This window comes from Rhabdobacter roseus (assembly GCF_014202275.1).
Lineage (GTDB): Bacteria > Bacteroidota > Bacteroidia > Cytophagales > Spirosomataceae > Rhabdobacter > Rhabdobacter roseus.
Genome location: NZ_JACHGF010000003.1, coordinates 674,521 through 694,558 on the forward strand (window position 1 = coordinate 674,521; position 20,038 = coordinate 694,558).

At 51.0% G+C, this 20,038-nt stretch carries 33 protein-coding genes; 9 read left to right on the forward strand and 24 right to left on the reverse strand.

Features of this window, described 5'->3' with window-relative positions:
• Positions 1 to 38: 38 nt before the first annotated feature.
• The 19 genes from HNQ92_RS12660 to HNQ92_RS12750 all read right to left on the reverse strand — a co-directional run bounded on the left by HNQ92_RS12660 (position 39) and on the right by HNQ92_RS12750 (position 8,358).
• On the reverse strand, positions 39 to 518 hold the full coding sequence (locus HNQ92_RS12660; RefSeq protein WP_184174380.1) for a hypothetical protein: 480 nt from the start codon (positions 516 to 518) through the stop codon (positions 39 to 41).
• On the reverse strand, positions 515 to 958 hold the full coding sequence (locus tag HNQ92_RS12665) for a hypothetical protein (RefSeq protein WP_184174381.1): 444 nt from the start codon (positions 956 to 958) through the stop codon (positions 515 to 517). Before HNQ92_RS12665 ends, HNQ92_RS12660 begins: the two co-directional genes overlap by 4 nt.
• 167 nt (positions 959 to 1,125) lie before the next feature.
• On the reverse strand, positions 1,126 to 1,503 hold the full coding sequence (locus HNQ92_RS12670) for a hypothetical protein (RefSeq protein WP_184174382.1): 378 nt from the start codon (positions 1,501 to 1,503) through the stop codon (positions 1,126 to 1,128).
• Between the two features lie 110 nt (positions 1,504 to 1,613).
• Positions 1,614 to 1,856: a DUF3850 domain-containing protein gene (locus tag HNQ92_RS12675; protein WP_184174383.1), complete on the reverse strand. Its 243-nt coding sequence runs from the start codon at positions 1,854 to 1,856 to the stop codon at positions 1,614 to 1,616.
• Positions 1,857 to 1,932: 76 nt separating this feature from the next.
• Positions 1,933 to 2,136 carry a hypothetical protein gene (locus tag HNQ92_RS12680; RefSeq protein ID WP_184174384.1) on the reverse strand — a complete coding sequence of 68 codons (204 nt, stop codon included), beginning with the start codon at positions 2,134 to 2,136 and terminating at the stop codon, positions 1,933 to 1,935.
• A 71-nt stretch (positions 2,137 to 2,207) separates the two neighbouring features.
• Positions 2,208 to 2,594 carry a hypothetical protein gene (locus tag HNQ92_RS12685; RefSeq protein ID WP_184174385.1) on the reverse strand — a complete coding sequence of 129 codons (387 nt, stop codon included), beginning with the start codon at positions 2,592 to 2,594 and terminating at the stop codon, positions 2,208 to 2,210.
• Positions 2,591 to 2,974 (reverse strand): hypothetical protein, encoded by a 384-nt coding sequence (locus tag HNQ92_RS12690; protein WP_184174386.1) that lies wholly within the window; start codon positions 2,972 to 2,974, stop codon positions 2,591 to 2,593. Before HNQ92_RS12690 ends, HNQ92_RS12685 begins: the two co-directional genes overlap by 4 nt.
• 6 nt (positions 2,975 to 2,980) lie before the next feature.
• Entirely contained in the window at positions 2,981 to 3,232 is a 252-nt protein-coding gene (locus HNQ92_RS12695; protein ID WP_184174387.1) for a hypothetical protein, read from the reverse strand.
• A 25-nt stretch (positions 3,233 to 3,257) separates the two neighbouring features.
• Positions 3,258 to 3,644 (reverse strand): hypothetical protein, encoded by a 387-nt coding sequence (locus tag HNQ92_RS12700; RefSeq protein WP_184174388.1) that lies wholly within the window; start codon positions 3,642 to 3,644, stop codon positions 3,258 to 3,260.
• A gap of 3 nt (positions 3,645 to 3,647) precedes the next feature.
• Positions 3,648 to 3,989 carry a hypothetical protein gene (locus HNQ92_RS12705; RefSeq protein ID WP_184174389.1) on the reverse strand — a complete coding sequence of 114 codons (342 nt, stop codon included), beginning with the start codon at positions 3,987 to 3,989 and terminating at the stop codon, positions 3,648 to 3,650.
• Positions 3,986 to 4,189 carry a hypothetical protein gene (locus HNQ92_RS12710; protein WP_184174390.1) on the reverse strand — a complete coding sequence of 68 codons (204 nt, stop codon included), beginning with the start codon at positions 4,187 to 4,189 and terminating at the stop codon, positions 3,986 to 3,988. Before HNQ92_RS12710 ends, HNQ92_RS12705 begins: the two co-directional genes overlap by 4 nt.
• 75 nt (positions 4,190 to 4,264) lie before the next feature.
• The gene (locus tag HNQ92_RS12715) at positions 4,265 to 5,725 is read right to left on the reverse strand and encodes a hypothetical protein (RefSeq protein ID WP_184174391.1); all 1,461 of its coding nucleotides are present in this window, start codon (positions 5,723 to 5,725) and stop codon (positions 4,265 to 4,267) included.
• Complete coding sequence (locus HNQ92_RS12720; RefSeq protein WP_184174392.1) at positions 5,709 to 6,164, reverse strand: DUF4494 domain-containing protein; 456 nt, start codon at positions 6,162 to 6,164, stop codon at positions 5,709 to 5,711. The genes HNQ92_RS12715 and HNQ92_RS12720 overlap by 17 nt, the downstream gene beginning before the upstream one ends.
• Positions 6,165 to 6,438: 274 nt before the next feature.
• On the reverse strand, positions 6,439 to 6,684 hold the full coding sequence (locus tag HNQ92_RS12725) for a hypothetical protein (protein ID WP_184174393.1): 246 nt from the start codon (positions 6,682 to 6,684) through the stop codon (positions 6,439 to 6,441).
• On the reverse strand, positions 6,681 to 6,992 hold the full coding sequence (locus tag HNQ92_RS12730; RefSeq protein WP_184174394.1) for a hypothetical protein: 312 nt from the start codon (positions 6,990 to 6,992) through the stop codon (positions 6,681 to 6,683). Before HNQ92_RS12730 ends, HNQ92_RS12725 begins: the two co-directional genes overlap by 4 nt.
• Complete coding sequence (locus tag HNQ92_RS12735; RefSeq protein WP_184174395.1) at positions 6,989 to 7,237, reverse strand: hypothetical protein; 249 nt, start codon at positions 7,235 to 7,237, stop codon at positions 6,989 to 6,991. The genes HNQ92_RS12730 and HNQ92_RS12735 overlap by 4 nt, the downstream gene beginning before the upstream one ends.
• On the reverse strand, positions 7,234 to 7,668 hold the full coding sequence (locus tag HNQ92_RS12740; RefSeq protein WP_184174396.1) for a hypothetical protein: 435 nt from the start codon (positions 7,666 to 7,668) through the stop codon (positions 7,234 to 7,236). The genes HNQ92_RS12735 and HNQ92_RS12740 overlap by 4 nt, the downstream gene beginning before the upstream one ends.
• The gene (locus tag HNQ92_RS12745; protein WP_184174397.1) at positions 7,665 to 7,862 is read right to left on the reverse strand and encodes a hypothetical protein; all 198 of its coding nucleotides are present in this window, start codon (positions 7,860 to 7,862) and stop codon (positions 7,665 to 7,667) included. The genes HNQ92_RS12740 and HNQ92_RS12745 overlap by 4 nt, the downstream gene beginning before the upstream one ends.
• 142 nt (positions 7,863 to 8,004) lie before the next feature.
• Complete coding sequence (locus tag HNQ92_RS12750; protein ID WP_184174398.1) at positions 8,005 to 8,358, reverse strand: helix-turn-helix domain-containing protein; 354 nt, start codon at positions 8,356 to 8,358, stop codon at positions 8,005 to 8,007.
• 80 nt (positions 8,359 to 8,438) lie between these two features.
• Here HNQ92_RS12750 and HNQ92_RS12755 point away from each other — a divergent pair, with 80 nt between their 5' ends.
• Positions 8,439 to 8,984: a hypothetical protein gene (locus HNQ92_RS12755; RefSeq protein ID WP_184174399.1), complete on the forward strand. Its 546-nt coding sequence runs from the start codon at positions 8,439 to 8,441 to the stop codon at positions 8,982 to 8,984.
• On the opposite strand, the gene HNQ92_RS12760 is transcribed toward HNQ92_RS12755, so the two are convergent.
• Both HNQ92_RS12760 and HNQ92_RS12765 read right to left on the reverse strand, forming a co-directional pair.
• A complete protein-coding gene (locus HNQ92_RS12760; RefSeq protein ID WP_221307437.1) occupies positions 8,981 to 9,646 on the reverse strand; it encodes a hypothetical protein in 666 nt (221 codons plus the stop codon). The genes HNQ92_RS12755 and HNQ92_RS12760 overlap by 4 nt on opposite strands.
• On the reverse strand, positions 9,643 to 9,930 hold the full coding sequence (locus HNQ92_RS12765; RefSeq protein ID WP_184174401.1) for a hypothetical protein: 288 nt from the start codon (positions 9,928 to 9,930) through the stop codon (positions 9,643 to 9,645). The genes HNQ92_RS12760 and HNQ92_RS12765 overlap by 4 nt, the downstream gene beginning before the upstream one ends.
• Before the next feature lie 89 nt (positions 9,931 to 10,019).
• Here HNQ92_RS12765 and HNQ92_RS12770 point away from each other — a divergent pair, with 89 nt between their 5' ends.
• The 3 genes from HNQ92_RS12770 to HNQ92_RS12780 all read left to right on the forward strand — a co-directional run bounded on the left by HNQ92_RS12770 (position 10,020) and on the right by HNQ92_RS12780 (position 12,018).
• A complete protein-coding gene (locus HNQ92_RS12770) occupies positions 10,020 to 10,391 on the forward strand; it encodes a helix-turn-helix domain-containing protein (RefSeq protein ID WP_184174402.1) in 372 nt (123 codons plus the stop codon).
• Positions 10,392 to 10,495: 104 nt separating this feature from the next.
• Positions 10,496 to 11,482 (forward strand): HEPN domain-containing protein, encoded by a 987-nt coding sequence (locus HNQ92_RS12775; protein ID WP_184174403.1) that lies wholly within the window; start codon positions 10,496 to 10,498, stop codon positions 11,480 to 11,482.
• 350 nt (positions 11,483 to 11,832) lie between these two features.
• Entirely contained in the window at positions 11,833 to 12,018 is a 186-nt protein-coding gene (locus HNQ92_RS12780; protein WP_184174404.1) for a YodC family protein, read from the forward strand.
• 25 nt (positions 12,019 to 12,043) lie between these two features.
• Here the strand turns inward: HNQ92_RS12780 and HNQ92_RS28930 are convergent, their stop codons facing one another.
• Positions 12,044 to 12,169, reverse strand: coding sequence for a hypothetical protein (locus HNQ92_RS28930; protein ID WP_281380745.1), 126 nt, complete (start codon positions 12,167 to 12,169; stop codon positions 12,044 to 12,046).
• A 457-nt stretch (positions 12,170 to 12,626) separates the two neighbouring features.
• Between HNQ92_RS28930 and HNQ92_RS12785 the strand changes: the two genes are divergently transcribed.
• From HNQ92_RS12785 to HNQ92_RS12805, 5 genes are all read left to right on the forward strand, one after another.
• Entirely contained in the window at positions 12,627 to 12,950 is a 324-nt protein-coding gene (locus HNQ92_RS12785; RefSeq protein WP_184174405.1) for an ArsR/SmtB family transcription factor, read from the forward strand.
• Positions 12,951 to 12,955: 5 nt separating this feature from the next.
• Complete coding sequence (locus HNQ92_RS12790) at positions 12,956 to 13,423, forward strand: SRPBCC family protein (RefSeq protein WP_184174406.1); 468 nt, start codon at positions 12,956 to 12,958, stop codon at positions 13,421 to 13,423.
• A gap of 12 nt (positions 13,424 to 13,435) precedes the next feature.
• Positions 13,436 to 13,840 (forward strand): DoxX family protein, encoded by a 405-nt coding sequence (locus tag HNQ92_RS12795; RefSeq protein ID WP_184174407.1) that lies wholly within the window; start codon positions 13,436 to 13,438, stop codon positions 13,838 to 13,840.
• 10 nt (positions 13,841 to 13,850) lie between these two features.
• Positions 13,851 to 14,420: a DUF4256 domain-containing protein gene (locus HNQ92_RS12800; protein WP_184174408.1), complete on the forward strand. Its 570-nt coding sequence runs from the start codon at positions 13,851 to 13,853 to the stop codon at positions 14,418 to 14,420.
• A gap of 295 nt (positions 14,421 to 14,715) precedes the next feature.
• Positions 14,716 to 15,738, forward strand: coding sequence for an AAA family ATPase (locus HNQ92_RS12805; RefSeq protein WP_184174409.1), 1,023 nt, complete (start codon positions 14,716 to 14,718; stop codon positions 15,736 to 15,738).
• A gap of 1 nt (position 15,739) precedes the next feature.
• Here HNQ92_RS12805 and HNQ92_RS12810 read toward each other — a convergent pair whose 3' ends face one another.
• Entirely contained in the window at positions 15,740 to 18,202 is a 2,463-nt protein-coding gene (locus tag HNQ92_RS12810) for a S8 family peptidase (RefSeq protein WP_184174410.1), read from the reverse strand.
• 471 nt (positions 18,203 to 18,673) lie between these two features.
• Positions 18,674 to 20,038, reverse strand: a complete 1,365-nt coding sequence (locus HNQ92_RS12815; protein ID WP_184174411.1) for a RagB/SusD family nutrient uptake outer membrane protein — start codon at positions 20,036 to 20,038, stop codon at positions 18,674 to 18,676.

The window sequence follows — 20,038 nt, forward strand, 5'->3', positions numbered from 1 at the left end:
ACTCGCCAAAAAATAGTGAAGGAAAGTTGCTAGGGTACCTACCAGAAGTACAGCGCGCTCCCTATGGCCATCTCGCCCGCGAAGGCCATCCGCGTGCCCCTACGCCCGCCCATTTCCGCCTCGATCACGCTATCGTAGTCCAGCTCCAGGCCGCTGTCCCTGGAGCCTATCACGCGCGTCCGGTCCTGGGTGTCGGTGATCCGGCACAGCAGGCGCTCCCAGTCCGTCAGGCCCAGGAAGCGCCGCAGCTCCTCGGAGTCGCCGGGGTAGAAGCCTTCCACCCGGAAGCTATGCAGCCGCCCCTGCACGGTGTTTTTCATCGACTCCTGAAAGCCCGCCGTTTGGTCCGTCAGGTACAGCCGCACCCACTGGGCCGTCGTGGCCAGGCCAATGGTTCCGCTCAGGATGCCGTTTCGGCTACCGGGCCAGCGCGTCACGTACCGGCAGGGCAGCAGCTCTATCCGCGGGATCGCGGCCGCGTTCTGGCCGTCGCCCCGGTTCAGGCTTTCTAAGATCATAGCGTCGTGGTCTTCTCGGTTTCAGCGCCCAGCACCGGGTAGCTAGCTTTCTTGTGGTTTCGGTAGGTCCGTACCACACGCTCCGCCCAGTCCGGGTCACCTAAGTTAAGTAGCTCGTTCCATTTTTCCACCACCTTGGTCGGCGACGGCAGCCCCAGCTGGGCCAGCTCGATGTAGATGTCTACCCGCAGGTGTGCTTCCGCTTTCTGCGAAAATACAATGCTCTCGAAGTCGCTCAGGAGGCCGTAGCGGCGGGTATGGTGGTAGTAGTCTACCTGGATCGGCAGGTCGCCATCCAGCTTCGTTGTCATGAGGTCGCGGGCACCGTACTGTACCAGTACTTTCGGGGCCTGCACCATCACCCAGAGGTCTTGCGCCAGCGGGTCCGTGGGGACGTCCAGTCCTAGCGCCATCAGGCCCCCGCCCAAGCGGTACCGCATATACGCGCCCGCCACCCTGGTGAGGGAGATTGTCCGTAGAAATTCCGTTGAGTTGTGCAATGGAGGAAGGTTATCCGCCAATGTACAATTTTTCCCTAATTTTAGTTTCTACGTTCGCTAAAATACCTGTAAAAAATTTTGATTCGTGACCAAAATCAGCTACGAGATCACACAAAAAGTGAAGCAAGCCAGCCCAGAAGTAAGAATAACGCTAGTTTTTGCAAGGAGTATCGTATCCTGTGCCTGTATTCAGCCACCGTTATTCTTTTGTTCCCCTTCTTAAGGCTAGGAATCTCACCTCGGAAAAGTGCCAAAAATATCCCTACCCCAAATCCCTGCCCTACTGTGATCGGCTCTACCCCATACGTAGGCACGATAATCCACTTCCAAAGCTGGTAGATCAGGAAGCCATTGATCTGCAACCCTATGCTTACCTGGCATATAGCAATCACCAGTTCACTCACATTCCCCCATAGTTCCGCTCTGGATTTTTCGTACTCAGCGATTTCCCTTTCCAGCTCCTGATTTTTTTCCGTTGCTTCCATTCATTATTCACCGTTAAAATAGTACTTTTACTCCCGCTCAGATGTCGATGGAAACATTGGTATCCGGAAAGCGCCCCGCCGTCAGGTGGGGCGTTTCTGTTTAGGGCAAGCTACTGCAAGCCTAGCACTACGTAGCCGGGCTCAATGCCGTACTGGCCACCGGGCAGAATGTACCTGACGATTCGCCGGGCTATGTTTCCGGTGAATTTCCCGGTTTCCCGGCAGTGCTCCTTCAGGATAAGGTAATCATGTACTTTGAAGTCACGATCATTGAGCCGAACCTCAAAATTCTTGACCCCCGTTTCCAGGTCCGGAAACAAGTCTTTATCAACTTTAAGGATATGCGTCTTCATGTAAGAAAATTAACTTATAACTGAACTGCCAAATAATATTCCGAAAACCGCGCGCCTGGTCAGCTGCTATTCAGAATTATCTTCGGTGGTAATATGCACCAGGTGGGGTATCCTGGCGCTCTTCCAGGAGCGGGAACACCAGCCGCTCTACCTTCTCGATCTGCTCCAGGGTGAGAGGAACGGTAGTATGCCCCAGTGCCTGTTTCTTCAGCTCGATCATGAGCTCATTAAAGGCACTCGCCGCTTCGGGGTGCTTGTAGTAGGTTTGTCTTCTACTCATAAAATTTAAATTTTGACAGTAGTAAATTCTGTTACCATGGCAAGGACCTGGTCGCCTAACCAAATTTTATTTCAAAACAAGCTAATCTGCTGTCCGGTACCGGAGCTCCGAAACTCTATTTCCTGGCCAGTCATCACCAGCTGGCGCTTGCCGTGGTCCACGATCTGGCCAGCGTAGCCGCGTTCCCGACGTCCAAAGTCCACTTCGCAGCGGTGGTCTTTCTGCCGTAGTGGCATTAAGGTACCTTCGTATTGGCTCAGCTCCACTACCTCATGCCCCCACAAACGAGCCCAGCCCTGGTGGGGAGGCTCACTAATGGCGCTGTGTACCACGTACTCCTTGGAATGTAAGAACACGGTACCTCTCACACGCTCGTACTGCGAAATCTCACTGGATGAAAGTACCTTGCTCAGCTCCTGGTACTTCGGCTCATCGACGTAGAAGATGGTCTTTTTCATGGCTGATCTGGGACATAAAGTACCTCCGGGATTACATACACTACCTTCGACACGCCGCCCGGCAAGAAAGCAGGCTCAGGCTCCAGCTGCTTCAGGGCTTCGTCGATGCATTTCAGCTCAGTGGTGTATCGCTCGTGGATATTTTCCAGGCTCGTTAGCGGCAGGTACTGTAGGTTTTCCTCATAAGACCTGCTACTACATATCTCCACTATGTTGGGCTTCGGAGGTACTCCAGATCGGCGCTCAGCCAGGGCGGCCTCCAGGGGGGCCATGTAGGGTAGCCGTTTGGCCCGCAGTTGCTGGAGCTTGCCCACATCCCAGAAGTACTTCAATAGCATCTGAATGAAGTACATTCGATGGTAGTAATCGGACTTTTCCATAGCTCCTTAGTTATCCGTACCTGGCCGGGCGTGTTTGTGGCACTTGGCGGCTTCTTGTAGCAACAAGACTGTATGCTCCCTGCACAAGCTTGATAGCACGTGCAATTCGAGCGCATGAATACCCTCGTAAGTTGCTGGCTTCAGTGTAATCATGATGTAATCTCCGCCTGAATCCAGGTGCTCCTGGATGGCCTTCTGGCTATCTTCTCTAGTGCGCGATTTAGCCGCGCCAACGATGGTTTTGAATGGATCTTGCATAGGTACTTTGGGGGTTTGAAAGTGGTTACGAGAAAATTTCGGGTTCGCGCGGGTCCGGCTTCAGGCCGCGCTGGGTAAGTACCCAATCGAAGGCGCTCAGCGCGGCCTGCATCAGGATGCTGATCGGCTCCTGTTGCCAGCGCCGGTGGAGAAGGCGTACTATGCTGATCGGGATCGTGTACACCATCAGGCTGGCTTTCTTGCGCTGCTCGTGGCGCACCGCCTGGCTGAGCAGCTTGCCCGAGCGGTAGTACTCCGCCAGTACGATGAGCTCGTCGTGCACGTTGGGCCCGTCTACCTTGCTGGCCTTCTCCTGGATGTACAGAAACACCGCGTTGGCCTCGTAGTAGGTCAGCTTCAGTTTGGCGGGCTCCAGGTTTTTGGCGGGGGTTGCAAAGCGCTGCTGTAGCATAGCTTACCAGGTAAAAGGTTTTTCGATTTGCCAGCATCCATTTTCGTACTGGTAGATCTTGTTGTCGGCCCGGGCGTCCTTGGTCATCCGGGTGTCGAAGATCGCCGCGCTATGTACCCGGCCCTTGAAGTACTGCTCCATGATCCGGAACATTTCGTTGATGGCGTCATTGATGTTCCGGATTCGGGGCTGGGCCCATTCGTTACTCCACTTGCTCCACTGGTTCCCGTCGTGAAATTTCACCACCATGTAGCAGCTGGCCATGCTTTTTTGCTTCGCCTTCTGCTCCTCGGTGAGGGGCTTGCGGTTGGAGGTCTGCTGACCTACGAATCTACGATGCTTCATTGTGCAGCACCCCCTTTCTGCACCAGGCGGCGCAAGGCCAGGTACCCGGCTCCACCCACCAGTACTATAGGCGCAGCGGCCAGGGTTACGATCGTGGCCACCACCAGGGCGATGAGCCAGATCAGCCCCAGGACGGCCTGGAAGAATCGGTAGGAAGGTCGGTAAACAGGCAAAAAAAGAAATTGGGTTTGTGGTTCCATTTGCATTGTTGCTCAGATGTTTATGGATGGTTGGAATAAAAAATGAAAAAATTAGTTATAAAAAACGCTTAAAAATTAACTGCTGTAGTACCCTTCGCCGTCGCCCTGCATGTAGTCTTCCACGTACACGATCGTGGCCGGGCTTACTTCACCGGCCGCACGCCGGGCGCGCTTCGCGGCCTGGAAGCTGGGGGGCTTGAATCCGGTGCTGTAGCGGTCCTGGTACATCCGGTTAAACCGATCCTTGTACTGGGTACCCAGCCCCGCAAAAATGGCGTCGTAGTACAGGTACAGGCCTATCTCGGTTTTGCCCGCTACCTCTTTGCGCGGCGGCTGGCCGGTGCGGAGCTTCAGGAAGTCGCGCCGGGCGGTTACCAGCAGGCGGTCGCAGCGCTTTTGGTGGGCGTAGTCATCCCGGCGCTTCTTGAGCTCTATCTTGTCTTTCTTCACCCAGGCCTCAATGCCGATGAATCCGCGGTGGTTTTCCCGATCAAAGTACCCTTTCCCGGCCTTGTGCACGGCGTAGGGATCGGGTCGGTAGGCGTCGGGGTGGTTTTCGTAGTAGCGCCCGGCCTTGTCGAGCTTGCCGAGCTGGTATACCTGTACGTTAAGCCATTCGGCGTCGGTCAGGGGGTCGGTGAAGTTGTTGTACACGCCGGTCATGATCGCCGCCAGGGCTTTTTCCTGCTGCTGGGCGCTGAACTCCCGGCCGGGGTAGATCACCCGCCAGGCGTAGATCCAGAACTCCACCAGCATCTTGAGGTGCTTTTGGGGCAGGCCCTTCGGGCTTTGCGGCATTGGCCCCTGCGCGGCCCGCTGCGGGGCCATCGCCGCCCGCCGCGGCGCCGCGCCCCCCCCAGCTTGATCTTCTCTCCGTCCGGAAACCACCGGGGCTTCTAGGGGTAGGGCGGGCGTTTCTGCTCGACCCCTCTGTCCCTGACTGTTCTCTCCGTGCCCCACAAACATATCCGCTTTCGTAGTTTCTCCTTTTTCTATTATCTCTCTGTGAGTACTCTTAAGCGGAAAATCTTTCGGGTTTTGCCCCTCAAAAAGGCCATGGGGGGCGGCTTCGAGCGGGCGGGCGGGTGCTTCCGGCTCCGGCCCGAACAAAAATTTTGGGCTTATCCACACCTCAAAATCCTGCCGTGTGCCGTGAAACTTCGTCCGGATGAACCCCAGCTCCCGCAGGCGCTTCAGGTGGTTCCTGACCGTCCTATCGGTGCAGCGGCAGTAGGGAGCCAGGCGTACGTTGTTGGTGCGCAGGCTGGGCGGGCTCTCCTGGGTGTAGGCACCGGCGGGCATAATGGAGGCCGTGCGGTTGTAGCTCCGCACGTACTCCGTCACCAGGGCGTGGTACGTGGTGCTGATGGCCTCCGGGATCAGCCCTACCCTCCGGTGTACCACCTGCACCACGGGCTCACCGTCGGGCGTGTGGGTGGTACGGGTCACGGGCTGCGTGGGGCAGCTGCGGTTGTGCGCATCGATGGCCTGGAAGGCCCGCCGTACTACCTCCGAAATCTCAATTCGTGGCAGCATAAGGTCGTACGGTTAGGATCGATGTACGCCGGATGGCCTCGATCTCGTAAGGGAGCAGGAAACCTCTCAGGGCCATGCTGAGGGCATCGTAGGCATCGCGGACGCTGGAAGCATATACTAGAAAATTATTCGCCGTACGCTTCGTTTTGCCGGTGCGCTCGTCTACCGTCTGGTATGAGGCCTTGACCTGGTACCAGACGGTGTTCTCGTCGCCCATTACTACATCATCATCCAGGCCAAACACGTCCGTGAGCGGGAAGGGCGTCAGCGTTTTCACCTCAAAGCTCGTCTCCAGTTCTTCCGTCAGGAGCTCGATCAGGCGCGCTTCGGCCTCCGTGAAGCTCATGGCGTCGATCAGGTGCGCCTCCCGGATTTGTTTCAGACGGCCGGTCTCGTCTTCTTTCATGTAGGCGATTTTGCCCAGATGCCAGGTAGCCATTTTCGTAGGTTTTTAGTGGTTATTTGAAAGTACCTTCCCTTACCCGCGCCGGGCGTTACCCCAGCGCGGTTCGGGCACTCTAGTAGGCTTCTGCTCTACCCTGTAGTGGTGGCTGGCCTCGAACCAGCGCCTCCGGGCTGCTCCCCTCAATATTCTATGCAGCGCCGGCGAGCTTCCATAAGCTACTCCACACCACTCCTGCCCCTGCGGACCGCCGCGCGGTCGTAAGGCATGGGGCCCCCTGCACTAAATCCACACCAAATCATGAACTTTCTTACAACTTGCTTTCAAGGAAGGCGCTGAGCGCCTTCTGCCGGTTTCGGATCATGAATCGCTCCTCCGGCCAATACTTCTGGTACCTTTCCAGCTGGTCGCGTTTGCGGGCTTCTTCGGCTCCGGTGCGCCAGAGCTCCAGTACCTGGTCCCAGTACTCCAATGGCCTGGCAAGCTGCTCTAAGCGCTTGCACAAGTCTTCGGCCCAAGCCCTCGACTGGCCGATCGTTCCTTTTTCTGGCTTCATAGTAGTTCATACTGTCCTAGGATTTTGTAGGCCTCATTGAGCGCTTCCAGCTGGTTTTTGGCCCGGAAGTCGGTCAGTTGGAGCTCGCCCTGGGCGTCGCGTACCCAAACGCGCCATTCGCCGCCCTCCAAGTAGAAAAAGGCCAGTCGTTGTTCCTCGGGCTTGGTCATGCCGTCGAGCTGGGGTACCATCCGCCACCGGTGCAGCGTCATGTGCTGGGCCCGCACGGCCAGCTGCGTATGCCAGTCCTCCGGCTCCTGGCTCCCAGGGTACTCCTCAAAAAATAGGTGTAGGCGTTCGTGCGTCATTGTCCCTCACCTCCTTTCGTCAAAGCTTCCACATCGATCACAGTTTGGGGTACTTCACTCTCCCGCTGCGCTGCTGCCAGGTCAGCCGTCGCGATCACCTGCGCCACGGCAATGATTCGCTCTACTCTCTGCTCATGTACCCATGCTCCAAGCTTGCGGTGGTTTTGGTAGTCCTTCTCCCACACAGCAATCGCGGCTTTCAAATAGCGCTCACCCAGCTCAACCAGTCGTTCTTGCTCTGTCATTGCTCACCTCCTTTCTTGGGCATGGCTAATGCCGAGTTGGTAATCACCGGGTACCCCTTGTAGTTTTTTCCGTCGACAGTGTGCTTGGTAGCTACTTTCCCAATTATGAGCCTGTATGAGGCCACGTCGGTACCTCTGAGTTTCTCAGGTACCATCTTCAGGATATAATCCGCCAATACCACATGGCTGAAGATGAGCGATTTTTTCGAGCTGGTGCCACGAAGGAGAAAGCCCTCAGGTGCCTTCGGAAAAATGAACAGCTGCCCGTCGTCATCCTGCCCAAACGATACGCAGTCTCCAGAGCATACATCCAGGAGCTCCTTGGCAGCCCCAATGAGGGAAATCATCCCCGTCGGCTTCACCGACAAGAGAGCACCTTCCGGCTCTTTCCGCGATACTTGCGGCAGGGTTCGTTTGTTCAGGAGTTTCATACCACCAGCCGGTTCAAGATTCTCACAAGGGTACTCCGGTACTTCAGCATAGGCGTTGCTACGATTACGTTGTTCTCCCACCGGTAGCCACCGGTGGCCCCCAGCTCTACCAGGGCAGTTTTCAGGCGGGCGGCAGGGATGTACCCCACCTGCACGCCGTCCAGCCGGACGGCGCTCTTACTTGGCTTACTCATACGTGCTCAGATGTTTATGGAGCCACGGCTCCGGGGTTAAAAATGGGTTACGGCTCGGGTGGCCGCTCGGCCCGGGCGGTAACGTACCGGCCCAGGCTTAGCAGCAGCATGTATAGTGTAGTGTATAGTGAAAAAACGATGATCATAAGGCGCGTTCGGCTAGGCGGGTGGTACGGCGGGCGGGGCGGTGGGCGGGCCGCACGGAGGGCTCCAGGTAGGCCTGCACCAGGAAGTGCTTCTCGAAGTCCTCGTCCAGGTACGAGGCCCGGTACTGGTTGCGGCCCTCGATTTTGAACTGCCGAAACTTCCCGGCATCCACCCACTTCCGGAAGGTGTTCTTGCTCACGCCCAGGCGCTGCGCGGCCTGCTCTTCCGAGAGGTACACGCTGCCGTTCAGTAGCTCAAAAAGCGCCCGGTTGGTATCTACCACCTGGTGCATCAGCTCCACCTGGTCTTCGGGTAGGGACTGGAGTACGGTGAAGGTGTTTGTGTTCATAGCGGCCTGTCAGATTTTACCGGGCTGTTGTGAGTGAAGCCCACTTTTCGTTCATTTACAATCAAAACTTTAAGTACTCCATGTCAAACCAAGCCATTTCATCCCGCCTGGAATTTGCCTACCGAAATAGACTGTGGGAGATTCTACCCCCTGATGGCCCTGAGTTAAAGTGCCTCATTTCGATTTGTGAAGCCAAAGGCAATCCCAAAGCCGCCCTCTCGGCTATCTTCAAAGGCGAAGATTTCAAAACCCCACTTGGACGAGAACTTTGGAACTATCTCAATCAGCTCGACGCCAGAGGCCTCATTCAGATTCGCCGCGGTGAAAAGCAACAGGTCAAGTACTTTGATTATCATCCCTTAGTAGCCCAGAAGCTCCAGGCGCTGTACCCCCACTTATTTACGAAACCTGTCTTTCCTCCCGTCACTGAGCTTGCCGTTTTGGAGCATTCGGTGGGTGAGCTTTTGTTTCAAAAACCCGCCGAGAAGCTTATCGCTGCTGGACTATTCAGGCCTGACCATCCTGTTTTTTTACTGGCTAGTGAAGGCTATCATTTCAAGCTAGTAGCCCTACCGGACGGCAGTCAGGTACTCAAAATAGCGCCCCTGGACACCCCACTGGACTAGATAACCCCCGGCCCGAACCGGATGAGCCGACTCTGCTCCCAGGGCCGCCCGATGCCTAGTGCTTGCAGGTCGAGCGTGCTGAAGTGAGCCAGTTTATCAGGTTGCACCACCAGGAAGAACGGCATCCTGAGCAGCCTGCATAGCTCCAGGTAGTTGGGTGCTTGCTCCAGCAGGTCGGGGTGGAGCAGCCCCTTGGCGGCTAGTGAGGCATGAAGCACTTCCAGTACCTGCCTTTCTTCGGGCAGGAGCTGGGCGGGGTCAAACTCCGAGAGCTCCTGATTGAGCAGTACCGCAAAGGGGTACTTCCACTCACCTGTTTCCTTCTCGTACCGCGTGATGGTGTAGCCTTCTACGTCCAGCAGCTCGAAGCCCGCATCTACCAGGTCGGTGAGTACCTGGTACAGCGCCTCCGTGAGGTTGATCTGGCGGCAGAGCGGCGTTATAATCTTGCTCTCATGCGCGCTGGACTCCAGGTAGTCAAGGCATCTTTGTTGTTCCCGTTCAGGGATTCTGATGACGATGATTGAGCGTGGTTTCATAAAGTATTTATTATTAAGTAAGTGCTCCATCCAGGCCCTGGTGAAGGCCTCCGTTTGCGTCAGTTCTTGCTCATCAAAGCCCAGGTACCTATGCCAGGCTCGTTTTAACCACCGCCACCTCATACCACCGGCCCGTTTTCAATCCCTGCTAGTTTTTCCAGGGCCAGCGTTACGCGCTCGATGCGGTCTACGTTGGCTTGGCGGGGTGAAGATGCCGCTCCAGATACGGCCATCATGGTGTCGTAGCCCGCCTTGGTGTTAAAGTAGGCATCTGCTTCGGCCAGGGCTTTGCGCCAATGTGGGCCTACTGCCTCCCGAGCCCGCTCAAACCGGCTCAGCAGCCGCTCTTTTATCGAGCCGCCCGCTTGCACTTCCGTATTTGCTTCTTGGTTTGCCTTATTGTACATTGCGTATTGGAATAAGTACAGCCCAAAGATCTAGCAAGATTGGGTAAAAAGCAAGCATATTTGAATAATTTTTTAGTCAAATCGGGTATATGTCTGACTTTCTGAGAGTTAAGAGACTTAGAGAATATTTAGAACTAAGTGAAAATCAGTTCTCTAAAAGAATTGGGGTAGCCCAAACAACATACAACCGATTTGAAAAGGGATTAACCAGTCTGCCTGGAGAAGCATTAGCAAAAATTGCTAGGCTTTTTTCAGTGGATACTAATTGGCTCTTGCTTGGTGAAGGCGGTGAAGACCCAGTTTTTTCAAATCGAGAGAAAAATATTGTCAGTGAGCCTAGTTCAAACTACGTCACGATTTTGAAAGATGAGCTGATTGATCTTCAGCGAAAGGCTTTGAAAAGGGAAGAAGAAAAAAACGAGGAATTAAAGAAGCAGATTTCTCAGCTCAAAAATGATTAGCTGGTTCTGGTTCAGGCCTGATACAGCGGCTAAGTATAAGAAAAAGAAGAAATAGTGCAAACCCCTAAAAATAGGGGGTACTTATAAAAACACAAATCCACCCTATGAATGCTATTGCATATTCAACACTTAATTATTTCAAAACAGAAATAGACCTAAAAGATGGTAGGTATCCATATATATTTATAAGAAAAAATGGGGGGGGGCTAATAAGTAATTTTATTAATACGCCAAGCATTATACAACAAATTGGTGGAATTGATCTGATTTCGATGGCACAAAACCCAATCCTTACCGTTGAGTATAATTATGATGAATTATGTACATATTTTGAAATTATTGACCCAAATAAGCTTTGCTTAAAAATTAATGAAGCTATTGCGGCATATATTAATTTGCTATGGTTGATAAAGGACAATAGTGTGTGTAGCACACAATGCTGGTTAAATGTAGATGGTAAAATATCAAGAAATAGTAGAAGAGATTTTTTTAGTAATTGTAATGGAACATATTGTGATGTAGCATTTAGCCTTGCAGAACTTAATAAAGTAGTTGCAAGTCATAAAAGACTTACTGAATTTATATCAAAAAAGGATTATGGTAATAATATAAATCTTGATGATCCAATATTACGTTCGCCATCTATAAACCCATCTGACTTAAATTTTGCCAAATATATTTATAATAGAGTGGAGAGAGCTTTTAAATTCCTTCACTTAGCCAGGTCTCATTCTTTTCTACCTATGAAAATATCTTTCTACATAGTAATATTAGAATGTTTATTTACTACTGAAAACCATGAAATTACCCACAAAGTTTCTGAAAGAGCAACGATATATTTAGGTGGAGATAAAAATGTTAAATTAAATAATTTCAAACGTATAAAAGAGGCGTACGATATTAGGTCAAAATATATGCATGGTCAAGCCTTAAAAAAGAATATTGATTATAATGAACTGTGTAGAATATCTAAAAGCACAGATGACATAGTTAGAAAAATATTAAATAAAGTCTTATTTGAGGATGGAGAAATTTTTATGAAAAAAGATGATGAGCTTGCTTCTCATTACAATACTTTAATTTTTACATAGATTCGTCATCTATCCTTTCCACCAAACAGGTAATAAATACAGCCCCTCCTGCCTTCATAATCGTTCCTCTATCAAATGCTTCCAACATAAAATTTCTCTCATCATGGTATACCTTGTCAATTAGTGACTGAATATCTTCATTATGGATCTGATGTTCTTTTATGTAGTTGTACCTACCTGGCAGATAATTGTTATTGTCTGAGCTATTCATAGAGTCTACTTCTGAAGGTTAGTAGTGAATGTTTGAAATAAATTGAACCAAACAATATTCCGCGTACCTGGTCGGCCTGCAAGGGTAGATCAGTTGCGGCCGCAGAATAAAATAGAACTAAAACGGTAATCAAACCCCTATGGAAGCACAAAAAAAATTCAAGCCCGGCGACGTAGTACAACTATCTTCTGGTGGACCAAAGATGACTGTACAATTTGAGTATTTTGGCCTTCAAGAAGGCGAAGCCTACAACTGCATATGGTATAGTCCTGATGGCAACTACCACGAGAAAATCTTCCTGGCATCAATCCTTTTTAAGCCCTAATTAATATCAGAGTCAGGTTTTTGGCCTATCGCCGTTGGTGCTCCCTCCGGAAGATCACCCAGCCAAAGACCTTAATGGTGACCTCGTAGGTATCGCAGGAATAACCATTGCTCGTAGGCCCACCTATGTACTTTTTGATGACAGTAATCATGTGCTTTTGGAGTTAAAAGTGAGCACAATTTTACCGCCACCTGGCCACGAAGAAACGGAAAGTTGCAGGGCTCAGAAAGTACCTATGGCGTATGTTTCAGGGGCGTTTCAGGGATCCTATAATTTCACAGATGTAAAATGTTGATTATTAATACATAGCTGATGTAAATAGCTGAACCCCGTCGGGGTCACTTTTCTAATACCAGGTACCGTCAAAAAGGGCTTTTTCGAGCCCTTTTTGTGTTTTAAAGCCTCTTCTATCACCAATGTTCGCATGACTCATCCCTAAAACAAGCTACGAAAGCCTAGTGCCAATAATTGAGGTACCGCTTTTATAAAGTTTCAAAGTACCTTGACCACTACGATCACCAATACCAACTTCCCCTCTCATTCTTTTTTTTCTAAAAAATTGCGTAGCTAAATAGCTACATATATATTTGTAGTCAAATAGCTACGCGATGAACCTAAGACGAGACGTATTCCAAGCCATAGCCGACCCCACCCGGAGGGCTATCCTGCTGCTGGTGGCTTCCCAGGCCATGACCGCTGGGGCCATCGCCGCCCACTTTGATACCGCCCGGCCCACCGTATCGAAGCACCTGCACATACTCACCGAGTGCGAACTGCTGAAACAAGAACCCAGTGGCCGGGAAATGTACTACCACCTGAATGCTAAAAAAATGAGGGAAATCGCCGACTTCCTGGAGCCTTTCCGCGCGATGTGGGACGAGCGCTTTGACAAACTGGAGGCCATCATGAAAAACCACCTACCCAAACCATAAACCCTATGCCGCACAAAACGAAAATTCAGGCCGAAGACGGCCAACAGCAACTGACGATCACGAGGGAATTTGAACTACCCCTAGAGCTGCTTTTCAGGGTGTACGTGGAGCCCGAGATCGTGGAGCAGTGGATGGGCACCAAGGTACTTAAGCTGGATAACAAGCCGCACGGCGGGTACCAATTCGAGACCTCCGACGCCCAGGGAAACGTGGTATTTCGGGCCAACGGGACAATTCATGAGTTTGTCCCAAACCAGAAAATCACCCGGACCTTTGAGATGGAAAACACGCCTTTTGATGTGCAGCTGGAGTTTCTGGAATTTACTAAACGCACTGACGACACCAGCCTGCTCACCATGCAGATCGTGTACCGGTCCGTGGCCCTGCGCGACCAGATGCTGCAACTACCCTTTGCGCAGGGCCTCAACATGGCCCATAACAAATTACAAGCCGTTTTGCGTCCCGTACATTAATTTAAAGTACCTATGAACAAGCGAACGACTAAAATCATCTACTGGATTGCGACCGCCTGGCTGGCGCTGGGCATGGTATCGACCGGCCTGGTGCAGCTCCTCCACGTGGAAGAGGAGGTGGCGGTCATTACCAAGCTGGGCTACCCTACCTACTTCATCCCTTTGCTAGGTACCTGGAAGCTCCTCGGTGCGGTAACCGTGCTCATCCCGCGGTTTCCGGTACTGAAAGAGTGGGCCTACGCGGGCTTTTTCTTTGCCATGTCGGGCGCGGTATTTTCGCACCTGGCGGCGGGTAGCTCTCTGGCCGAAATAGCCCCCTCGCTGCTCCTGCTCGCGCTAACGGTGGTGTCGTGGTACTTTAGGCCCGCCGACCGAAAAGTTGTTTCGATGCATCATTCATCCGTAATCCTGTCCTAAAAACGACCCAATGAACACAAACTCCAATAAGGAATTGTCGGCGCAGCAGCGCGAGGATTTACTCCGCGTTTTGAAAGCCCGTTTTGAGAAAAATACGGACCGCCACCCGGGCCTCCAATGGGCCGACGTACAGGCCCGGCTGGAAGCCAACCCGGAAAAACTCTGGACACTCGACGACATGGAAGAAACCGGCGGCGAACCGGACGTGATTGGCTACGACGAAGCGACGAGCGAGTACCTTTTTTGTGATTGCTCGCCGGAAAGCCCCAAGGGCCGCCGCAGTATCTGCTACGACCACCAGGCGCTGGAATCAAGGAAAGAACATAAACCGGCTAATAGCGCCCTGGGTATGGCCGCGGAGATGGGCGTGGAGCTGCTGACGGAAGAACAATACCGGGCCTTGCAGCAGCTGGGGAAGTTCGACACCAAAACGTCGAGCTGGATAAAAACCCCGGACGACATCCGAAAACTCGGCGGCGCGCTCTTCTGCGACCGCCGCTTCGACCACGTATTTGTGTACCACAACGGTGCGGAGTCGTACTACGGGGCGCGGGCGTTCCGGGGTTTGCTGCGGGTGTGAGTGTTGGGGGGTACGGCGAAGGAAGGTGTTGTGGGGTACTGGTTACTTCTCGGCCGTAGCTACGCTATTCTTTCAGCGCCCGCTCTACGTCCTTAGAATAAATATCTGCCTAATTAAGAGCAGCTTTAATAAAAAAATGGTACTTTAATCTCAAAGATGCCAAGAAACACTTTTTTTAGTATGAAATTTGTAAGTACTTCTCATGACCAACTCTTGAAGTTACTTATCGCGTGATACTAACCTTTTATAATTAGTACCGTTATATTTTTGCATACAAAGCTCTAATTAAAAGGCAATGCAGCAAGCTGATTACATAAAAGAGATTGCCAAGTATGGTCTGGAAAATGACCAGGAGAAGCTGCTGTTTACCTTAAATGAGCTGATTGAGCATTCTAAACAGTCCCGGAAAGTCAATTTCGCCCTCCAATTGCAATCAATTCTGAAGGATGCCATCCGGCAGCAGGAGACTAAAGGCATCCTAAGACACGGATCATCAAAGCATTCCATTAGAGAGGAAGATCGCGAGGTAGCTGATTTTATCCTCGAAAAATTGACTTCCGACTACCGGCTCAGCCACCTTGTATGTAGTAGTGAAGTACGGGAGAACCTGGACTACTTCGTTCAGGAGCACCGCTCGCTTGATATACTCCAAAAATACGAACTGCCCATATCCAATAAGGTACTTTTCTACGGACCCTCCGGATGCGGTAAGACTTTGGCGGCTTACGTGCTCGCGGGCGAACTAGAAAAAATGATGATTGTTATTAACCTGGGCGCTATTGTTTCTTCCAAACTCGGAGAGACAAGTAAGAACTTGGCAAAGATCTTCCGAAGAGCTGCCACTGAGGACTGCATCATTTTCATGGATGAGTTCGATACCCTAGGGAAAGTCAGGGACTATAGCCAGGATCATGGCGAAATGAAGCGGGTTGTTAATACGATTTTGCAACTATTCGACTACTTGCCCCAAAGTAGTATTGTTATTGCAGCTACCAATCAGCAGGATATGATCGACGATGCTTTACTTCGCCGCTTTGACCTTTCAGTACAGCTAGACTTGCCAACGGAGGCACAGATTAAGGAGCTCATTGACAAGACACTTAAAGACTCTTCCTTTACCTTCGATAATCCGAATAAAGCCAAAAGGATAATGAAAGACTCCATTGGCTTGTCCTACTATTCTATTCAAAAGACACTACTAACAGCCATTAAACGTAGTTTATTAGCTCAGAAACCACCTTTTGTCAAAGCACAACAACGCATTCAAACGGAGATATGGGCCAACCTCATCGCACAGGAACGCCACCATCTGCTGTAAACTATAATTCGCTTTCAGCCTCTGCCTCCAGATCAGCATCCAGGGTTGTAAGTACCTGTAGATCATTTTCTACTTTTAACCCATTGTAGAGCGAACCAATATACTGATTTTTATAGGGTCGCTCCTCGATCCGGATCACCAATGAAAACTCCACAGTGGTGGCGTACGCTGCTTTCTGAGCTGCTGTTAGTAGCTTGTTCAATTTCGAATTGACGGCCACTTTAAAAGTAAAGTCCTCATTGAGAATATCTTTCTTCCCTACGACAAAAGAAACCTTTTGCGTGTTGCATAGGAGCTTACCTCTGTAGTAAGGGTCCTGCGACCACGGTTCTCTCAATTTATAGCCTTTTTCAATTACCTCTTTGGTCTTTTCATCTCGTATTGGCCCCATGCCCTTCCCATTTATTTCATCTAGCGGTTTATTTTTAAAAATACCGAAAGCTATATGAACAGGGCAATAGGTACTTTGACGATGCTGAATAGGCCTAAACTTAAAGCATAAGGTAGCGTGAAATGCCAATAATCCCGTTGCACGACCTGACTTCTGAAGGTAGCCGGGAAATTTTAAAGTATATGTGCCTATATGTTCCGGTACTATAGAGTCCTCCAAAATAATAGTGACTTGGTGATCAGTCGAGGAAAGGCATTTCGAAGCATCAGGAGTTCCTTTACCTAATACCCGATTAAGTAAAGATTTAGGGAGAGCAGCGAATGTATTGTCAAGTCGAGGTAGAGAGGCCGAATTTATAATTAGAGCCTTTACCGTTTGCATGGATAATTTTGGGTAAGCTGATAGAATACGAGCCGCCAAGTTTGCGACAAAGGGGGTAGCATAGCTTGTCCCTGTTTCCTTCATCCAGTACTGACCTATTTTAGGGGTAAGTACCGAAATACCTGTCACTTGCTTTTCTCCATTTCTTTCGTGATCTCCACCGTAGTAGAGTATATCTGGCTTCCCAAATTGTTTATTTCTCTGATTTTGAGTAAGACCCGAAGTATCAAAATCCACATGACATTTTGTAGTAAAAACGGCTGGGAACGAAACGTCATTGGCAAGGCCAGCAACTTGAAGAGTCGGGTTTAAATTATTTGCTGTCGCCCCCACCGTCAGATTGTTCATGCTTTCTGCTGGAACATGAATATTATTATCGGCGTGGATAAAATGATTTGGGTAAGGCAGACAAGTGTTCGTATTCAAGTCTATTATTTCGCGACGCATGTTACCCGATGCAATACAAATCAAAATATCTAAGTCACATTCACATGCTAATACATCTAGCATGTAGGCCAATGCGGATACTGTCTCATTGTCATTCTTAATTCTTTCTGAAATGGTGAGAGTAAAAATGCGCACACCTAGTTCGTGATATGCTCTCATGATGGCTTTCCTGATAGCTCTATCAGATACGCGTGAAACACGGTCATCAAGTACTTTGATGGAAAGCAGCCAAGCATCAGCCTGAATCGCTCCACGCGCGGCTGGATATAACTTTTCACCAAAAGCGGCAATGCCAGCTACTCCCGTTCCATGCCCCCAGGTCTTGTCCCAGTTGTCAACTCGCGAATTAGTACCCGTGAGGTCATAAGGATCGTTTTCTTGGGAATTGATGATCAAATCAGCTAATGGAGTCTGGTCGCTTATTCCGGTATCTATGACACCAATGATAGGTGCATTGTCAGGGGGAAGATTAGCAGTGAAACCAAAGCTACGGGTAGCCGTTCCAAAACGCCCTGGTGAAACAAGACCCAGTGAATTAGGGTACACAGAATAAAGAATGTCAAAATTATCAGCCAGCTCACGAAGTTGCTCCAGCGCTACGTTCCAAAGCTGTATGGTGTTGTTTTCGGGTATTGATTCATAATCTATAGACTGGCTGTCAAGGTAAGAGAAAAGGGCACGCTGAATTTCCACAAAAGATGTGTTAATTTCTAGCTGTTTTTCGACCAGACTTAACAGTACATCGCTTGGCTCATCTATATTAGGTAGTATATCAACCGTGGTCAAAAGCTCAAATTCTTTTATGAAGAGGATATCCCTATCTGGATTGGATAAATCTCCCCATGGCGAAATGGTATCGACAAACGCTTGCAGCGTATGCAAGAAAGTACGGAACCTACTCTCACTCTGGATTGCAAAAAGAACCCGTCGGCCAAAGTGATCTACCTGCACGGCCACTAATCCAAACTTGTCCCGGTAACGTGCTTCAAATCCGGCATTATCAAATACATCAAAAAAAGTGATTCGGATGTAATCAAGATGCGCAGGTACCTGGAGCGACCTAGCCTGATGCCGATGCATACGAGCTGCCTGAAAAGCGCTGAGGTACTTTCTAAAGTCATCCTGCATCGGTCCATAATTAGGCTCTGGCTTATCTTCTGGCTGATTTCCTGGGTTCCGGGCAGGCTGTTTATAGGTTCCCTGAGCTTCTGTCGGTTTGGTGTAGAGTAGATGTGGTTTTGCCATAGTGCTTATAGAAGTTAAACAACGTATCTATACTTCTTCCAAAAACATATCCTGCCAGCCCGCCTTTACCAGCACAGAAGTAATGAACTTGGTACAGATGTCTCGCTCCGAGAGGGTTTTCTTGGTTAGCATGTGTATTTGTGTGGGATAACGGGTGGGGTCAATTAATACTGCGTAAAATACTACCCGTTGGCAATTTAATAAAAAGCATCAGTACTCGCACACCGCCATGGCACAAGACCCCCTTGTAGTTAGAAAGTTAGGAAGCTTGCTTACTTCCTCTATATACAAAACGTTGCCGAAATACGTCTCCAGCTCCAAAGCTTCTGACTATTCCGGCAACGTTATAAGGCAATAAATACCCTAACTTACTTTACATACCACTAAATGGGGGAGGCGGCACGCTCCTATCGCTCTATCCTACTACTACGCTGCGTGCCTGCACTCCCCCACGTTCTCTTTCATTTCTGTTTAGTACCCCGCGTTTTGGGTCAGGTTGGGGTTAAGGTCGCGCTCGCCCTGGGGAATGGGGAACAGGTAAAAGTTGGCATTAGGTACCTGCATGAGCTCTTCCTGGGCCAAGCCAGTGCGTACGTAGTCGTACCAGGTTTCGGCCTCAAAGATCATCTCCAGCCGTTTTTCCTGCTGAATGGCCTCCACAAAACGGGCTACCGTAGTGAAGGTAGCGACCGCCGGAGTAGTGAGCCCCGCGCGGTCGCGGACGGCTTTGTAGGACTGGTAGGCGGCCGTACTCACGCTACCAGCGGCGCGGGCCGTGGCCTCGGCGTGGATCAGGTACAGCTCCGCCAGCCGGAGCACGGGAACATTCTGCGTGGGCGGGCTCACGTTCCGGTACTTGCCGATGTAAAAAGTCGTGTCGCCGTTGTCGACCACGGTATTGATGGCAAAGTTGCGGCGTCGGTCCGTCGGTTCAAACAGGCGGTAGGCCAGGTCGCTGGCGTAAAACTGGGTGGCCCCCACCGGGTTGCTTACGCCCACCAGGGCGTTGGTAGCCTGCTCGTTGAACTGTAGCTCAAAAATGGCCTCGTTGCTGTTCTCATTCACCCAAATAGTGGAGTAATCACTTTCCAGCGAGAAGCGCCCAGACTCGATGACCTCCTCGGCCAGTTGGGCGGCCTGCGCGTAGTCTTCCTGGTAGAGGTACACCTTGGCCAGCAGCGCTTTGGCCGCCCAGGAAGTAGCCCGGCCCTTGGATTGCTCAGGGGTACTGTATGCCTCCGGCAGGCTGGTAGCGGCGTCCTGGAGGTCGGCTATGACTTGTGCGTACACGTTGGCCGCGGGTTGCCGCGACACCCGTAGCCCCGCCGTTTCCGACGATTGCGTAGGAGTAAGTACCAGCGGTACGTCGCCCCAGCTTCTGACGAGGTTGAAATACACCAACGCCCGGATAAACTTCGCCTCGCCGATCAGCTGTTGCCGGAGCTCCTCGGTGATGTCGGTTTCAATGCCAGGTACCCTTTCAATGATATTGTTGGTGGCATTGATGGTGGTGTACGAGGCCGTCCAGATATTCAACGACCAGGGATTGTCTACCCGGATGCGGTTTTCGGTGTACTCCAGAAATTCGGGAAAGCTGAGGTAGTGCCGGATGTGCCCCGCCGCAAACTCCGGAATGAGGATAAACGCCTGCCCGTAGTAGTACGACGACTCCAGCGTGCGGTAGGCACCCGTGACCGCACTTTGGGCGTTGACGCCGTTATTAAAAAATTGCTCGGCCCCGATCTGGTCGATGGGTACTTTGTCCAGGTAGTTGTCGCAGGACGACAGGCTCAGACCGGCCAGCATACAAAACAGGTACTTTATGTTGGTTTTCAT

Bases quoted from the DNA above. Each gene is read 5' to 3' on its own strand.
- HNQ92_RS12750 (WP_184174398.1), bottom strand. From the start codon at position 8,358: ATGAACACAAACACCTTCACCGTACTCCAGTCCCTACCCGAAGACCAG.
- HNQ92_RS12760 (WP_221307437.1), bottom strand. From the start codon at position 9,646: ATGAGGTGGCGGTGGTTAAAACGAGCCTGGCATAGGTACCTGGGCTTT.
- HNQ92_RS12765 (WP_184174401.1), bottom strand. From the start codon at position 9,930: ATGTACAATAAGGCAAACCAAGAAGCAAATACGGAAGTGCAAGCGGGC.
- HNQ92_RS12720 (WP_184174392.1), bottom strand. From the start codon at position 6,164: ATGGCTACCTGGCATCTGGGCAAAATCGCCTACATGAAAGAAGACGAG.
- HNQ92_RS12795 (WP_184174407.1), top strand. From the start codon at position 13,436: ATGAACAAGCGAACGACTAAAATCATCTACTGGATTGCGACCGCCTGG.
- HNQ92_RS12800 (WP_184174408.1), top strand. From the start codon at position 13,851: ATGAACACAAACTCCAATAAGGAATTGTCGGCGCAGCAGCGCGAGGAT.
- HNQ92_RS12725 (WP_184174393.1), bottom strand. From the start codon at position 6,684: ATGAAGCCAGAAAAAGGAACGATCGGCCAGTCGAGGGCTTGGGCCGAA.
- HNQ92_RS12660 (WP_184174380.1), bottom strand. From the start codon at position 518: ATGATCTTAGAAAGCCTGAACCGGGGCGACGGCCAGAACGCGGCCGCG.
- HNQ92_RS12665 (WP_184174381.1), bottom strand. From the start codon at position 958: ATGCGGTACCGCTTGGGCGGGGGCCTGATGGCGCTAGGACTGGACGTC.
- HNQ92_RS12670 (WP_184174382.1), bottom strand. From the start codon at position 1,503: ATGGAAGCAACGGAAAAAAATCAGGAGCTGGAAAGGGAAATCGCTGAG.
- HNQ92_RS12680 (WP_184174384.1), bottom strand. From the start codon at position 2,136: ATGAGTAGAAGACAAACCTACTACAAGCACCCCGAAGCGGCGAGTGCC.
- HNQ92_RS12755 (WP_184174399.1), top strand. From the start codon at position 8,439: ATGTCAAACCAAGCCATTTCATCCCGCCTGGAATTTGCCTACCGAAAT.
- HNQ92_RS12815 (WP_184174411.1), bottom strand. From the start codon at position 20,038: ATGAAAACCAACATAAAGTACCTGTTTTGTATGCTGGCCGGTCTGAGC.
- HNQ92_RS12710 (WP_184174390.1), bottom strand. From the start codon at position 4,189: ATGGAACCACAAACCCAATTTCTTTTTTTGCCTGTTTACCGACCTTCC.
- HNQ92_RS12735 (WP_184174395.1), bottom strand. From the start codon at position 7,237: ATGACAGAGCAAGAACGACTGGTTGAGCTGGGTGAGCGCTATTTGAAA.
- HNQ92_RS12730 (WP_184174394.1), bottom strand. From the start codon at position 6,992: ATGACGCACGAACGCCTACACCTATTTTTTGAGGAGTACCCTGGGAGC.
- HNQ92_RS12775 (WP_184174403.1), top strand. From the start codon at position 10,496: ATGAATGCTATTGCATATTCAACACTTAATTATTTCAAAACAGAAATA.
- HNQ92_RS12785 (WP_184174405.1), top strand. From the start codon at position 12,627: ATGAACCTAAGACGAGACGTATTCCAAGCCATAGCCGACCCCACCCGG.
- HNQ92_RS12740 (WP_184174396.1), bottom strand. From the start codon at position 7,668: ATGAAACTCCTGAACAAACGAACCCTGCCGCAAGTATCGCGGAAAGAG.
- HNQ92_RS12805 (WP_184174409.1), top strand. From the start codon at position 14,716: ATGCAGCAAGCTGATTACATAAAAGAGATTGCCAAGTATGGTCTGGAA.
- HNQ92_RS12675 (WP_184174383.1), bottom strand. From the start codon at position 1,856: ATGAAGACGCATATCCTTAAAGTTGATAAAGACTTGTTTCCGGACCTG.
- HNQ92_RS12690 (WP_184174386.1), bottom strand. From the start codon at position 2,974: ATGGAAAAGTCCGATTACTACCATCGAATGTACTTCATTCAGATGCTA.
- HNQ92_RS28930 (WP_281380745.1), bottom strand. From the start codon at position 12,169: ATGATTACTGTCATCAAAAAGTACATAGGTGGGCCTACGAGCAATGGT.
- HNQ92_RS12695 (WP_184174387.1), bottom strand. From the start codon at position 3,232: ATGCAAGATCCATTCAAAACCATCGTTGGCGCGGCTAAATCGCGCACT.
- HNQ92_RS12745 (WP_184174397.1), bottom strand. From the start codon at position 7,862: ATGAGTAAGCCAAGTAAGAGCGCCGTCCGGCTGGACGGCGTGCAGGTG.
- HNQ92_RS12810 (WP_184174410.1), bottom strand. From the start codon at position 18,202: ATGGCAAAACCACATCTACTCTACACCAAACCGACAGAAGCTCAGGGA.
- HNQ92_RS12705 (WP_184174389.1), bottom strand. From the start codon at position 3,989: ATGAAGCATCGTAGATTCGTAGGTCAGCAGACCTCCAACCGCAAGCCC.
- HNQ92_RS12715 (WP_184174391.1), bottom strand. From the start codon at position 5,725: ATGCTGCCACGAATTGAGATTTCGGAGGTAGTACGGCGGGCCTTCCAG.
- HNQ92_RS12770 (WP_184174402.1), top strand. From the start codon at position 10,020: ATGTCTGACTTTCTGAGAGTTAAGAGACTTAGAGAATATTTAGAACTA.
- HNQ92_RS12685 (WP_184174385.1), bottom strand. From the start codon at position 2,594: ATGAAAAAGACCATCTTCTACGTCGATGAGCCGAAGTACCAGGAGCTG.
- HNQ92_RS12790 (WP_184174406.1), top strand. From the start codon at position 12,956: ATGCCGCACAAAACGAAAATTCAGGCCGAAGACGGCCAACAGCAACTG.
- HNQ92_RS12700 (WP_184174388.1), bottom strand. From the start codon at position 3,644: ATGCTACAGCAGCGCTTTGCAACCCCCGCCAAAAACCTGGAGCCCGCC.
- HNQ92_RS12780 (WP_184174404.1), top strand. From the start codon at position 11,833: ATGGAAGCACAAAAAAAATTCAAGCCCGGCGACGTAGTACAACTATCT.